Source organism: Enterococcus sp. DIV1411a, assembly GCF_050531945.1.
In the GTDB taxonomy this organism is placed as follows: Bacteria; Bacillota; Bacilli; order Lactobacillales; family Enterococcaceae; genus Enterococcus_B; species Enterococcus_B faecium.
In genome coordinates this window covers 940,186-953,476 of sequence record NZ_CP172892.1, presented here as the reverse complement: position 1 = coordinate 953,476, position 13,291 = coordinate 940,186, and the positions used below count along the sequence as shown (strand labels likewise).

Sequence of the window (13,291 nt, the reverse complement as noted above, 5' to 3'; positions counted from 1 at the left end):
CCCCTTATTCTGAATAAACGATGCAGTATGTTTGAGTACCTAAATGGGTACCAGTTTTCATTTTAAAGCGAACATGTTTCTATCACTGATTATTTAAATCTAGCGAAAAACCCTTATCTTACAGGCGTTCGTTCAATTCTTTAGCAAGATCTTCAAAGCCTGGTTTGCCTAGAAGTGCGAACATGTTTTTCTTGTAAGCTTCTACACCTGGTTGGTCGAATGGGTTGATTCCATTCAAGTAACCTGAAATACCTACAGCAATTTCAAAGAAGTACATTGTATAACCCAATGTATAAGCATCCATTTCTGGAATTTTGACTAGCAAGTTAGGCACGTCACCGTCTGTATGAGCAAGCAATGTTCCTTCAAATGCTTTTGTATTTACGAAGTCCACTTCTTTTCCTTGCAAGTAGCCTAGACCGTCTAAATCTTCTGCTTGTTCAGGAATTGTGATTGATTTACGAGGTTTTTCAACCTTCACAACTGTTTCAAAAATATTGCGACGTCCTTCTTGGATGAATTGTCCTAAAGAGTGCAAATCAGTTGAGAAGTTTGCGCTTGAAGGATAGATGCCTTTTTGGTCTTTTCCTTCAGATTCACCATACAATTGTTTCCACCATTCTGAGAAGTATTGCATTCCTGGTTCATAGTTGATCAACAACTCAGTTACTTTGCCTTTACGGTAAAGAATGTTGCGCATTGCTGCGTATTGGTAAGCTTCGTTTTCTTCTAGTTTGTCGCTTGAGTATGCTTTGCTTGCATCAGCGGCACCTTGCATCAATGCATCGATATCTGCACCACTAACAGCGATTGGTAACAAACCAACAGCAGTTAATACAGAGAAACGTCCGCCGATGTCATCAGGAATCACGAAAGTTTCCCAACCTTCTGCATCTGCTTCTACTTTAACTGCACCTTTTGCTTTATCTGTTGTAGCGTAGATACGTTTGTTTGCTTCTTCTTGTCCATATTTCTTAACAAGAAGCTCTTTGAATACACGGAACGCAATCGCTGGTTCAGTAGTTGTTCCAGATTTTGAAATAACGTTTACTGAAAAGTCGCGATCACCGATTACTTCGATCAAGTCAGCAATATATGTTGAGCTGATTGAATTTCCGGCAAAGAAGATTTGTGGTGCTTTTCTTGTGTTGCTATCTAATAAATTGAAGAATGTGTGATTCAAGAAGTCGATCGCTGCACGAGCGCCTAAATAAGAACCACCGATACCGATAACAACTAATACTTCAGAATCAGATTGGATTTTTTTAGCTGCTTCTTTGATACGTGCAAATTCTTCTTTGTCATAGTTCGTTGGTAAATCGATCCAGCCGCGGAAGTCGCTTCCTGCGCCAGTACCTTCCCGTAATTCGTTGTGGGCTGCTGTTACTTGGCTTTGCATGTACCCTAACTCTTGTTCGTTGACAAACGGTGCTACTTTTGAATAGTCAAAATGAATGTGTGCCATTTGTTCTCCTCCTTATAGGTTTACTCTACAGGTAATACTTTACGTTTTTTTTTATTATTTTTCAAGCAAATAAATAAAATGCTGACAATATTTCCAAGAAAGTTTCATTTTTCAAACTAAACCTTCTGCTGCCATTGCTTTGGCAACTTTTTCAAATCCAGCAACATTTGCTCCAAGAAGCAGATTTTTTTCGTCGCCGTACTCGGCTGCTGTTTGGCGACACGTATGGTAAATCGTTTCCATGATTTGATCCAGCTGCTCATCCACTTGCTCTCTTTCCCAAGTCAATCGCTGGGCGTTCTGACTCATTTCTAAAGCAGATACTGCTACTCCTCCAGCATTAGCAGCTTTTCCTGGACAATACCACACGCCTGCTTCATGAAGAACAGAAACAGCTTTTACTGTACATGGCATATTAGCGCCTTCTGCTACGATTTTGATCCCATTTTCTACTAAGATTTCGGCCAAGCTTTCGTCTATTTCATTTTGAGTAGCACATGGCAAAGCGATATCCGCTTTTTCTTTCAATGTCCAAACAGATTCTCCAGCATGATAAATAGCAGAAGGACGTTGGTTTGCGTATTCCGTCAAACGTTGTCTATTGATTTCTTTGACTTCTTTCAATAGTTTCACATCTATTCCTTCTGGATCATAGATGTACCCGCTAGAATCTGAACATGTAACAACTTTCCCGCCTAGCTCTTGCACTTTTTCGATTGCATAAATGGCTACATTCCCGCTTCCGGAAACAAAAACTGTTTTTTGATTAAATGAATCTTTTTCTTCGTTCAATAGATGTTTGACATAATACACTAATCCATAACCAGTAGCTTCCGTACGTATCTTACTTCCCCAAAAATCCAAAGGTTTACCTGTCAACACACCAGTATCATATTTTTTCAATCGTTTATATTCGCCGAACAAATAGCCGATTTCTCTAGCTCCTACACCGATATCTCCCGCAGGAACATCAATCGATGGGCCGATATGTTTTGACAATTCCAGCATGAAACTTTGACAAAAACGCATGATCTCATTATCAGATTTTCCTTTAGGATCGAAGTCACTTCCGCCTTTTCCTCCACCGATTGGCAGACCGGTTAAACTATTCTTGAAAATCTGTTCAAAAGCCAAAAATTTCAAGATACTTAGATTGACACTAGGATGGAAGCGCAATCCACCTTTATAAGGGCCGATAGCTGAGTTGTATTGGATACGGTACCCTCTATTTACTCGCCAGTTTCCTTCATCATCTTGCCAAGGCACTCGAAATTGAATAACTCTTTCTGGTTCCGTTAAAAGTTCTAAGATATTCTTTTCGATATATTCGGGATGAGTGTCCAAAAAAGACATAACCGTGGGCATGAATTCATCGATTGCTTGTAAAAATTCTTCTTGCCCTTGATCCTTTTGATGTAGCTTTTCTTGAATTGCTTGAACATATTCTGTTGCGTTTGTCATCGTTCCACGCTCCTTTGCTTATCTTCCCTCATTTTAGCTCATTTTCTCTTTTGGCTCAAAACATTTTTTTCTGTTTTCTTTCTTCAGATATGCTACACTTTCCTTGAGGTGAGGGAATGGAAAAACTGTATGATGTGATCGTAGTCGGCGCTGGAACAAGCGGGATGATGGCAGCGATCAGTGCAGCTGAACAAGGCGCACGCGTACTCTTGATCGAAAAAAACAAAAAAGCAGGAAAAAAACTACTGATGACAGGTGGTGGTCGGTGCAATGTTACGAACAATCGTCCTGTTGATGATTTGATTGCACATATTCCTGGAAATGGAAAGTTTTTATATAGTACGTTTGCGCAATGGAATAATTTCGATATCATGAACTTCTTTGAATCACAAGGCGTACATTTAAAAGAAGAGGATCATGGACGGATGTTTCCTGTAACAAATAAATCAAAAACGATTATCGAAGCATTGCTCAATCGTCTGAAAGAACTAGATGTGACGCTTCTATTCTCTACTCGAGTAGAGAAATTGATCCACAAAGAACATAAAATTTACGGTATACGCACGGAATTCGAAGAGTTCCATGCTCCTGCCATTATCTTAACAACTGGTGGACGGACTTATCCATCTACTGGTTCTACTGGAGATGGGTACAAGATCGTGAAGCGAGTGGGTCACACGGTGACGCCTCTTTATGCGACAGAGTCCCCCTTGATATCGGATGAACCGTATATTCAGGAGAAAACACTTCAAGGGCTTTCTTTACAAGACATCACTTTACGCGTTTTAAATAAAAAAGGTCGTGTATTGACTGAACATACGATGGATTTACTTTTCACCCATTTCGGTATTTCTGGTCCGGCTGCACTGCGTTGTTCAAGTTTTGTCAATAAAGAATTAGAGAAAACGGGAGAACCAGTGACACTTTCTCTGGATTGTTTCCCTACACAAACCAAACAAGAGCTTATTCATATATTGACAGAAAAAAGTAAAGCAACCAAAAAGAACTTGGTCAATGCTTGGCATGGTATATTGCCTGAGCGATTGTTAGTTTTCTTTCTTGAGCGGCTTGAAATGGATCATCTGACAGGACAACAAGCCTCTCAAAAACAAATTCAAGATTTTGTTCAACTATGCAAAGAGTTTAAGCTATCAATCAACAAAACTTTTCCTATTGAGAAATCATTTGTAACTGGCGGAGGGGTTTCTCTAAAGGAAATTTATCCTAAAACATTGGAGAGTAAAATCATTGATGGTCTGTATTTTGCGGGAGAATTACTGGATGTCAATGGTTATACTGGCGGCTTTAATATCACAGCGGCTTTCGCTACAGGGCATGTAGCAGGAATGAATGCCGGGCAAAGAGCATAATGTATAAAAAAGAAAGAAGGAGACTGGACAAACAACATCCCGGCCTCCTTCTTTCTTTTATACGTATGATTTATTGTTTTATATCTGCAAATTGTCCGCTCGTTAATGCACAGATATCTTGAGGTGCTAACTCCATCTGTAGCCCTCTTCTGCCAGCCGAGACAATGATTTGTTCATAGCTTTCTGCAATTTGATCTAAATAAGTAGGAAATAGTTTTTTCATACCTATAGGCGAGCAGCCACCACGTATGTATCCGGTCGTTGCTTCCAAATCTTTTAAATGGAGCATTTCTACTTTTTTATTCCCTGAAACTTTTGCTAATTTTTTTAGATTCAATTCGGCTTCTCCCGGTATCACAGCAACAAGAGGCCCCGTCACATTGCCCACAGCAACCAGTGTTTTAAATATACGAGATTGGCTTTCTGGAAGCTGTTCAGCGACCGATGACGCACTTAGGTGGCTTTCGTCCCACTCATATTCGTGCTCTGTATAGGGAATCTTTTTTTGTTCGACCATACGGATTGCATTCGTTTTTACTATTTTTTTCTTTGCCAAAAAATATCACCTCAAACTTGTTCTACAACGGTTCATTTAATAATTGAATAATTTGCTTCAATGCTTTGACCGGTAATTGTCCTGGAGCAGAAGTAGAATCGCTGCTTAAGGAACCAAATGTCATAACGGAACCCGTCGTTCCGCCAGCCAGACGAGAAATTTTACCAAGATTTCCCATGGACATCGTAATAATAGGCATGGAGACAAAAGCATTTGCCCGTCTAGTCAACTCCATCAACCGCAAAACATCTCGTTCATTATTGGGAGTTACTGCCAGTTTTCCGATATCGGCTCCAAAATGTTCCATAACATTCAATCGGTAAAGCAAGACAGGGTCTGCTGGTGTTTCTTTAAAATCATGACTACTGATAATTAAAGGAATGTTTAAAGACTTGATTTCCTCTATCAGTCTTTTTCCTAGACTTTCTACTTTGAACAACTCGATATCGACCATATCTACTAATCCTGTGTGTATCACATGTTCATAAAGGTCGCGATACTGACGGATCGATATGTCTTGTTCTCCGCCTTCAGCTAAGGTACGAAACGTAAATAATAACGGCAGTCCATCAAGCATCTCATGGATAAGAACCAATGTTTCTGCTACTTCATCAAAAGAAAAAACTTCACGATAATGATCGACTCGCCATTCGACTAAATCGGCCCCTGCTTCACGTGCAAGAACTGCTTCACGTAATACTTCCTCTCGGACGGCCCCGATAAGAGGCGCACAAATCTTTGGTCTACCGCTTCCTATATTCAATCCCTTTACCCGAACCATTCTGCATCGCTCCTTCTAATGGTTATTTTTAATTTGATAAACAAACACTTTCAGATAATTGCCTTCTAAAAAGGTATCCGTCGTCTGGAAATCTTTTGGCAGACGATATAAAGCAAGTTGTTCAAAAGAAACATTTTTGGCATGGAATTCCTCTTCAATCATTGTTTGGAATTGTTCTATCGAGACATTCGCAGCATTTGTAGACGCAATAAGTATCCCGTCTTCTGCTAAAATATCCAGACTATCCTTGACCAGTTCCCCATAATCTTTTGCTACGCGAAAGACTTTTTTCTTATTTCTGGCAAAACTTGGTGGATCCAATACAATCATGTCATATAAAAATTGTTTTCTTTTGGCGTATTTGAAATACTCGAATACGTCCATAACAATGATTTTTTGCTGATCGACATCCAAACCATTCACTTCAAACTGTTCCTGTGTTTTTTTTAAACTGCGTTTTGCTAGATCGACACTTGTTGTTTCGATTGCCCCTCCCATTGCGGCAGCAACAGAAAAGGCGCCGGTATAACTAAACATGTTCAAAACTGTTTTCCCAGAAGCGAAACCTTCTGCTAATGATCCCCGTACTTCTTTTTGGTCTAAAAAGATCCCAGTCATTAATCCTTCATTTAAATAAACGGCAAATTTTACTCCGTTTTCTTTTACGATCAAGGGTTCCGGTGCCTCTTTTCCGTAAATGAACTGGCTCTCAGGCAGATTTACTGATTCAAATCGAATTTTCTCATAGCCTCCTACGATTTCCGGGTAGATTTCACGAAAAGCTTGAATCAATAATTCACGATGTGCATATAACGTTTCGTTATACCAAGAAAAAACAGCATAACCTGCATAATAATCAACAATCAGACCGCCGATCCCGTCTCCTTCTCCATTGAATATACGAAAAGCGGTAGTAGAATCATCTGAAAAAAAGAAAGTTCTTTTTTCTTTTGACTTCACAAAAAATTCTTCAAAAAAAGATTGATCAAATGGGATGTTCTGCTGGCTCAATACCCAACCGATTCCCTTATTCTGCTTTCCTAGATATCCTTTTGCGATAAATTGGTTTTGCGAATCAACTAATTCCACCCATTGCGTGGTTTCTTTTTGGGGATGAGCAAGGTCTTCTTTTTGGATCAGTGGATATCCTTTTTTCAATCGATTGCTTGCTCTTTTTTTTACTTTTACTTTCATTCCTTCACCTGCTTTAGCTTTCTCTTCCCAAGTATAACAAAAAACATAGGACTTGTCTTACTGCTCATTTTTTCATGAAGCTTAAAGAAAACCTTAATGAAACAGCATAAACTTCTGGTTTCAATTGACACTATATTGTCATACTAGTAAAATAAATGAGAATAAGTGAGCTGTGTAACATGGTTTCATGACACTTCTGTGATTAAGAAGTGCAGAAAGGAAGATTATCTTGAAATGTATAAAAACACCTGCCTTTTTGAATAAGAGGCTCGGATTTTTTTCTTTACTAGTCGTTTTACTTTGGTTGAAAACGATTTTTGCCTATTTAGTTGATTTCCATCTCGGAATCGAAAGTGGCATTCAATACTTTATCTTGTTTATCAACCCTATTGCAACTACATTGTTATTACTTGGAATTGCTCTTTATATCAGACGTCCTAGAGTTGCTTATATCACGATGATGGTCATTTATTTTCTTTTGACATTGCTTGTTTTTTCGAATGTCACTTATTATCGAGAATTCACGGACTTCATTACGATCAACACGATTTTAGGTGCTGGGAAAGTAGCGAGTGGTCTGGGAGAAAGTGCCATTCGACTGTTTCGCCCATATGATGTGATCTATTGGATCGATTTTATTATCTTGACTGTTCTGCTGATTGCAAAAAAAATCAAGTTGGACCCTCGCCCGATCCGAGCAAGAATGGCTTTTGCGATCTCTACATTAGCAGTTATGATTTTCTCAGGAAATCTTTTTATGGCGGAAGCTGATCGTCCAGAATTGCTGTCTCGAACATTCTCTCGTGATTATTTGGTCAAATATCTTGGCTTGAATGCTTTCATGGTTTATGACGGTGTTCAAACTTACCAGACAAACCAAGTGCGGGCAGAAGCAAGTCCCAATGATATGAAAGAAGTAGAAAATTATGTAAAAGAACATTATGCAGCACCAAATGACGATTTGTTCGGGCTCGCTAAAGGAAAAAATGTGATTTATATCCATTTAGAAAGCTTCCAGCAATTCCTGATCGATTATAAATTGACAGATGAGAATGGTCTCCAGCATGAAGTTACACCTTTCATCAATAGTCTTTACCACAGCAACAGCACGTTCAGTTTTGACAACTTTTTCCATCAAGTAAAAGCAGGAAAAACAAGCGATGCGGAAACGCTGATGGAAAATTCATTGTTTGGCTTGAATCAAGGCTCCTTGTTCACACAATTAGGCGGAAAAAATACTTTCCAAGCTGCACCTGATATTTTAAGTCAAACACAAGGTTACACTAGTGCGGTATTCCATGGGAACGCTGGTACATTCTGGAATCGAAACGAGACATACAAGAATTTAGGATATGATTATTTCTTTGATTCTTCTTATTATGATGTTAATGATGACAATTCGTTCCAATACGGGTTGCATGATAAACCATTTTTCCAACAATCCGTACAATACTTGGAACGTCTGCAACAACCATTTTATTCAAAATTCATTGCTGTATCTAACCATTATCCTTATTCAAAATTCACCAATGACGAAGCAGGATTCCCGTTAGCCAATACAAATGATGAAACGATCAACGGTTACTTTGCGACAGCCAATTATTTAGATACCGCCGTACAAGAATTCTTCAATTATTTGAAAGAAAGCGGCTTGTATGATAATTCAGTTATCGTCCTTTACGGTGACCATTACGGTGTCTCGAATTCAAGAAATAAAAATCTAGCTGAATTAGTTGGAAAAACAAGTTCTACTTGGACAAACTACGACAATGCACAAATGCAGCGTGTCCCTTATATGATCCATATCCCTGGACAAACACAGGGCGGAATCAATCACACTTACGGCGGACAAGTTGATGCCTTGCCTACATTACTTCACTTACTAGGTGTAGATACAAAAAATTATATTCAGTTAGGACAAGATCTATTCTCGAAAGATCATGAACAGCTTGTTTCTTTCCGTGATGGTGATTTTGTTACACCAAAATATACTTACTACGGTGGTACGATCTATAGTAACGAAACTGGTGAAGCTATTACTGAACCTACTGAGGAAGTACAGAATGAAATTGATTCACTGAAAGAAAAAGTTGATAAACAGTTAGCTGTTTCTGACCAAATCAATAATGGTGATCTTCTTCGGTTCTATACGAATAGTGGATTAGACCCAATTGATACCAGTGATTATGACTACAAGAATGGCTTAGAGAAATTAAAAGAAGCTGAAAAATCTCTTGGTGACAAGTCAACTAGTGTCTTTAGTGAACACAACGGACAATCAACTGTTGATCTTTATAAAACGCAAACGTATCAAGAACTTCACGGAACGACCACAAGTTCTTCCGAATGATAAAATAAATTTAAAAGGAGCAGCGACAAAATTATTGTCGCTGCTCCTTTTTTCGAATAAACAGTGTTCAAAAGCTTGCATCTACGGTAATAGAATAGGGTAGCTTCTTCACAACCTCTTGCTTTTTACAAAATATTTTCTGGTTTTAATTCGTGATTTCACTAAAGGAATTTCATACTTTATTCATATTCATTTTCTATACTTTTTATAGAGGTGAAAAGTATGAAAATAATCCGCTATGCTACTGCTCGATTAATTTATTACAAAAAGCAGACAATACTCTATTGTTTATTTTCAAGCTTTTCTGCTTTTTTATTGATAGCATGCCTGACTCTTTACCATTTGCAATCGGCTTTAGCCAATCAAGTCCAAGATCGGCTTTCATTTATTGGCGCTTCTGCATCTACAGAGCTTCTTCCGGCTTTAGAATTAGCTAGCCGATTTTATATAAAAGGCATATTCAGTTTATTTTTTCTATTTGCCTTCCTTTTTATCTTTTTCTTTTACTATTCAGTCAGGCAAAACAAGCAGGAATTGATCAATTGGCGCCTGACTGGTCTTTCTAAAACCAAATTATTCCTTTTTATTTTCTGGCAGCTGTTCTTTCCTCTCTTTCTTTGTTGTATCTTGGTTTTATTGTGGATCGTCAGCTTCCAGTCAGTTTATGAAGCGCTTCTTCAAAGGATCAATTTTTTTGTCTTAAAGACTACTGAACTGCCAGATATTCGTGATATCTTGACTTCGGTAAGCGGACTGACAATTCCGATGGATCAACAGACTTTTTTTACCATCGATTTCCAAAATGATCTTTTTTTCACAGATATACTTAAGGGATTTGCCCAAACTCTTATTGGACTCAGTGGATGCTGTCTCATTCTTAGTATATTCCCTTTCACTTTTTTTATCCATCATTTGCAAAGTAGGAGGCCTGGACATAATGAAACCTGAATATTTGATTCATGCTGAACACTTGACCGTTATTTTGTGTCCTCTCGAAAAACAGCATAAAATATTAGAGCACTTGAAAAAAGAGGTTCTTGTTGCAAAACTGGATAATTTTGCGATCATCCAAAAAAATTGGCCGATGTTTCCTTATCTGAATCTTAAAGACCATGTCCTGTTGGATGTACCGGAAAAAGAAATCAAACAAGATCGTTTGGCCTATCAAGAAAAACTTGATATCTCTCCTTCCTTGCTTAATTGTGCGGCAGCTGAGTTGACGTCTTTTGAAAAAGTAAAGCTGCAATTACTTCATGCCTTGCTTTCCAAGCGAAACAATATTGTTATTGAAGATACATTTGATGAACTTAGTGTATTGGAGATCCAAGAGCTACTCCACTTGCTTTCTTATTTAGCTCATGAAGAAAATCAAGGTATCTTACTCTTTACTCATGATGCTACTATTGCCCAAAGTCCTTATATTGATCGTTTAGAGCCCGCGGGCTAAATCAATCATTTTATAGTAAAAACAAGCGGTATAGAAGATCGATTCATGATCTTTTATACCGCTTGTTTTTTACTCTTCTTTGATTTCTACGTCAGGCAAACGAACAGTGAATTTTGTTCCTTTTCCTAGTTCGCTTTCTACTTCTAATTTTCCTTTATGCAAGCGTACAAGTTGCTGCACGATTGGTAAACCTAATCCTGATTCACCATATTTTGTATTTTTTCTTGAAGGATCTACTTTATAATAACGATCCCAGATACTTTTCATTTGTTGTTCAGACATTCCAATTCCCGTATCTTCAATCGTGATGATCGTTTCAAGATAGCCTTTTTCTAAAGTAATCGTGATTTGGCCGTTTTCAGTAAACTGTATCGCGTTTTGAATAATATTGACCATGATTTGGACAAATCGGTCATAATCAGCGTAAACATCAATATCATCAACGACTTTCAATGTCAATGTATCTCCTGCTGCTTCTGCTTTAGCTTCTAACTGTGCAACAATATTTTTCAATGTTTCTGTTCCATTGAATTTTTTAATGACCATACTGATTTGATTCGTACGGATTTTTTCATAATCCAAGTTTTCATTCACCAAACGGATCAGACGCTCTGTTTCATTTTTCATCAATTTAATCGCGTTTTCTCGCTGATTTTCAGGGATTGCATTGTATTCTAACCCTTCCAGAAGTCCGTTGATTGTCGTAAGAGGTGTTCTCATCTCGTGAGAAGCATCTGCCATAAATTGTCTTCGACGATTTTCTTGTTCTTCAATTTCTGCTTGAGATTCTTTCAATGAATTCGTCATTTTATTGAAATCATCTGCTAACTCATCAAATTCATCTTTGTCATGTACGGGGAGCTGTACATCAAAATTACCATTCGTCACTTCTTTCGTCGCATTCCTTAACCGATTGATACGCTTAACTTGGAATGCTGCAAAAGCATAGCTGGCAATAACTGCAACGATACTGGAAAAAATAAATCCTTTGACCAGGTTCAGTGTAATTGGACGAACGCTGTTATCTATATTTCGCGCAGGTTGACTAACTACAAGCGCTCCATAGAATTCATGATTCAAATTAAATGGCACAAGTGCGTAAGAGGTCGCCTGTGCTTGTCCTAAAATATTTTTATTCGATGTGAATTTTTCTTGACGTCCATTCCTCAGATTTTTCCATTGATCAGCTGTTAAGGTAAAATTCAGTAAAGCTGTATTAGTCGGATAAATGACACGTTCGTTTTTATCGATAAATATAAAGTTCACATTTTGTTCTGTCAGTACTTGCTCTGTCAGCAGCAATGCATTTTGAAACGCCTGATCTTGACTAAACTGCGGGAGCGTATCGGCATAGGTTTGCGTTGTCTTTTCAACTGATTCAGCATATCCAAACAGTTGCTGGTAATTGTTTTCTTCAATCGTTTGTTTTGTCAGTTGTGTAAAAGAAACTCCAACGATCAATAAGATCAACGCGACCATTCCGCAAAAAGCTAAGAGTTGCTGATACAAATAACGCATTAGGCAACACCAGAATCATCGAATTTGTAGCCGACTCCCCAAACAGTTTGGATGACTTGTGGTCCGACCTTTTCGATTTTTTGTCGTAATTTCTTGATATGAGCGTCCACTGTCCGTTCATCACCAAAGTACTGATAATCCCAGACTAATTCAAGCAGCTGCTCCCGAGAGAATACTTGACGTGGTTTTTTTGCTAAAGTAAACAATAGATCGAACTCTTTAGGCGTTAGTCCTTCAATTGGCCGGTTGTCCAGATACGCTTCTCGTGTTTTCGTATTCATCTTGAAATGACTAGTCTCGATATCAAAATGATCATCTGAAACTGCTGCTTCTTCTCTTGCTTCTGCCAACTCACTACGACGATGCAAAGCTTTCATTCGAGCAATAAGCGTCAGAGGACTGAAAGGTTTTGTGACATAATCATCTGCCCCCATCTCTAAGCCGATCACCTGATCACTTTCAGAATCTCTAGCTGTCAGCATGATAATCGGCACAGTACTTGAAACTTTGCGGATCTCTCTTCCTACTAGCATACCGTCCAGTGTGGGCAAATTCAGGTCTAGTGTAATCATATCCCAATGTTGTGGGTTTTCTAAAAAGGCATCGAGCCCTTCTTTTCCATCATACTTGAAAGTTGCTTCCCAACCTTCATTTAAGAAAAACATCTGCATCATTTCAGAAACAGATTGATTATCTTCAATCATTAAAATATTCATTATCGTTCCCTCCAGTTTCCAGGTCATATTTCTGTAATTTCTTTTCTGTCATAATAAAAATAGGCATAATTGGAAATACTAGCAAAAGCATTTCAATCAGAAAATAATTCGTATGCCCAGATGTCTTTAAATAATAGCCGATCAATGCCATCAGTAAGCCCATAAGAAAAAACCAGTTTCCGCTTGTCTTTTGAGCCAGCCGCCAATGAGCGTCTGTTTTTGCGGCAAGAGGCGAATGGTACCCATAAAAAGGCAGATTTCCTTTTGAGGGCAGAATCCGAAAAAGACTGCCAATTATTAAGAATAAGATACCAATACTGAAAAAAATCATTCTTTCCCTCCTAAATTCTCTTCTTATAGTATACTCTAAATTGTTGACTGAACCAATATGTTCAGGAATTCTTCACGAAAGGTTTGTCTTTTGTTCATTCTT

Annotated in this window: 12 protein-coding genes; 4 read left to right on the top strand and 8 right to left on the bottom strand. The window is 38.2% G+C overall.

The window, feature by feature from the left end; all coding sequences use genetic code 11:
- Positions 1 to 118: 118 nt before the first annotated feature.
- Complete coding sequence (locus IGJ87_RS04570; RefSeq protein WP_002288574.1) at positions 119 to 1,465, bottom strand: glucose-6-phosphate isomerase; 1,347 nt, start codon at positions 1,463 to 1,465, stop codon at positions 119 to 121.
- A 111-nt stretch (positions 1,466 to 1,576) separates the two neighbouring features.
- Positions 1,577 to 2,926: an NADP-specific glutamate dehydrogenase gene (gene gdhA / locus IGJ87_RS04565; protein ID WP_002317577.1), complete on the bottom strand. Its 1,350-nt coding sequence runs from the start codon at positions 2,924 to 2,926 to the stop codon at positions 1,577 to 1,579.
- 116 nt (positions 2,927 to 3,042) lie between these two features.
- Here gdhA and IGJ87_RS04560 point away from each other — a divergent pair, with 116 nt between their 5' ends.
- Positions 3,043 to 4,296 carry an NAD(P)/FAD-dependent oxidoreductase gene (locus tag IGJ87_RS04560; RefSeq protein ID WP_002288576.1) on the top strand — a complete coding sequence of 418 codons (1,254 nt, stop codon included), beginning with the start codon at positions 3,043 to 3,045 and terminating at the stop codon, positions 4,294 to 4,296.
- A gap of 70 nt (positions 4,297 to 4,366) precedes the next feature.
- Here the strand turns inward: IGJ87_RS04560 and ybaK are convergent, their stop codons facing one another.
- Genes ybaK through IGJ87_RS04545 form a run of 3 tightly spaced genes read right to left on the bottom strand, consistent with a single transcriptional unit; the run spans position 4,367 to position 6,827 of the window.
- Positions 4,367 to 4,852, bottom strand: coding sequence for a Cys-tRNA(Pro) deacylase (ybaK, locus tag IGJ87_RS04555; RefSeq protein ID WP_002288577.1), 486 nt, complete (start codon positions 4,850 to 4,852; stop codon positions 4,367 to 4,369).
- 22 nt (positions 4,853 to 4,874) lie between these two features.
- Positions 4,875 to 5,633 (bottom strand): type I 3-dehydroquinate dehydratase, encoded by a 759-nt coding sequence (gene aroD, locus IGJ87_RS04550; RefSeq protein ID WP_002293935.1) that lies wholly within the window; start codon positions 5,631 to 5,633, stop codon positions 4,875 to 4,877.
- Between the two features lie 15 nt (positions 5,634 to 5,648).
- A complete protein-coding gene (locus IGJ87_RS04545; protein ID WP_002322842.1) occupies positions 5,649 to 6,827 on the bottom strand; it encodes a class I SAM-dependent rRNA methyltransferase in 1,179 nt (392 codons plus the stop codon).
- 229 nt (positions 6,828 to 7,056) lie between these two features.
- On the opposite strand from IGJ87_RS04545, the gene IGJ87_RS04540 reads away from it, so the two are divergent.
- From IGJ87_RS04540 to IGJ87_RS04530, 3 genes are all read left to right on the top strand, one after another.
- Positions 7,057 to 9,177 carry an LTA synthase family protein gene (locus tag IGJ87_RS04540; protein ID WP_002325787.1) on the top strand — a complete coding sequence of 707 codons (2,121 nt, stop codon included), beginning with the start codon at positions 7,057 to 7,059 and terminating at the stop codon, positions 9,175 to 9,177.
- A 222-nt stretch (positions 9,178 to 9,399) separates the two neighbouring features.
- Entirely contained in the window at positions 9,400 to 10,125 is a 726-nt protein-coding gene (locus IGJ87_RS04535) for a hypothetical protein (protein WP_430609950.1), read from the top strand.
- Positions 10,115 to 10,624 carry a hypothetical protein gene (locus IGJ87_RS04530; protein WP_002288586.1) on the top strand — a complete coding sequence of 170 codons (510 nt, stop codon included), beginning with the start codon at positions 10,115 to 10,117 and terminating at the stop codon, positions 10,622 to 10,624. The genes IGJ87_RS04535 and IGJ87_RS04530 overlap by 11 nt, the downstream gene beginning before the upstream one ends.
- A 69-nt stretch (positions 10,625 to 10,693) precedes the next feature.
- Here IGJ87_RS04530 and IGJ87_RS04525 read toward each other — a convergent pair whose 3' ends face one another.
- The 3 genes from IGJ87_RS04525 to IGJ87_RS04515 are packed head-to-tail and all read right to left on the bottom strand — an operon-like array spanning position 10,694 to position 13,189.
- Complete coding sequence (locus IGJ87_RS04525; protein ID WP_430609948.1) at positions 10,694 to 12,142, bottom strand: ATP-binding protein; 1,449 nt, start codon at positions 12,140 to 12,142, stop codon at positions 10,694 to 10,696.
- Entirely contained in the window at positions 12,142 to 12,858 is a 717-nt protein-coding gene (locus tag IGJ87_RS04520) for a response regulator transcription factor (protein WP_002293942.1), read from the bottom strand. Before IGJ87_RS04520 ends, IGJ87_RS04525 begins: the two co-directional genes overlap by 1 nt.
- Positions 12,839 to 13,189 carry an SdpI family protein gene (locus IGJ87_RS04515; RefSeq protein WP_002288595.1) on the bottom strand — a complete coding sequence of 117 codons (351 nt, stop codon included), beginning with the start codon at positions 13,187 to 13,189 and terminating at the stop codon, positions 12,839 to 12,841. The genes IGJ87_RS04520 and IGJ87_RS04515 overlap by 20 nt, the downstream gene beginning before the upstream one ends.
- Positions 13,190 to 13,291: the final 102 nt, after the last annotated feature.

What these genes read in the sequence shown, in the direction of transcription:
- aroD (WP_002293935.1), bottom strand. Translation starts at nt 5,633, where the DNA reads ATGGTTCGGGTAAAGGGATTGAATATAGGAAGCGGTAGACCAAAGATT.
- IGJ87_RS04520 (WP_002293942.1), bottom strand. Translation starts at nt 12,858, where the DNA reads ATGAATATTTTAATGATTGAAGATAATCAATCTGTTTCTGAAATGATG.
- IGJ87_RS04535 (WP_430609950.1), top strand. Translation starts at nt 9,400, where the DNA reads ATGAAAATAATCCGCTATGCTACTGCTCGATTAATTTATTACAAAAAG.
- IGJ87_RS04515 (WP_002288595.1), bottom strand. Translation starts at nt 13,189, where the DNA reads ATGATTTTTTTCAGTATTGGTATCTTATTCTTAATAATTGGCAGTCTT.
- IGJ87_RS04570 (WP_002288574.1), bottom strand. Translation starts at nt 1,465, where the DNA reads ATGGCACACATTCATTTTGACTATTCAAAAGTAGCACCGTTTGTCAAC.
- IGJ87_RS04560 (WP_002288576.1), top strand. Translation starts at nt 3,043, where the DNA reads ATGGAAAAACTGTATGATGTGATCGTAGTCGGCGCTGGAACAAGCGGG.
- IGJ87_RS04530 (WP_002288586.1), top strand. Translation starts at nt 10,115, where the DNA reads ATGAAACCTGAATATTTGATTCATGCTGAACACTTGACCGTTATTTTG.
- IGJ87_RS04525 (WP_430609948.1), bottom strand. Translation starts at nt 12,142, where the DNA reads ATGCGTTATTTGTATCAGCAACTCTTAGCTTTTTGCGGAATGGTCGCG.
- IGJ87_RS04545 (WP_002322842.1), bottom strand. Translation starts at nt 6,827, where the DNA reads ATGAAAGTAAAAGTAAAAAAAAGAGCAAGCAATCGATTGAAAAAAGGA.
- gdhA (WP_002317577.1), bottom strand. Translation starts at nt 2,926, where the DNA reads ATGACAAACGCAACAGAATATGTTCAAGCAATTCAAGAAAAGCTACAT.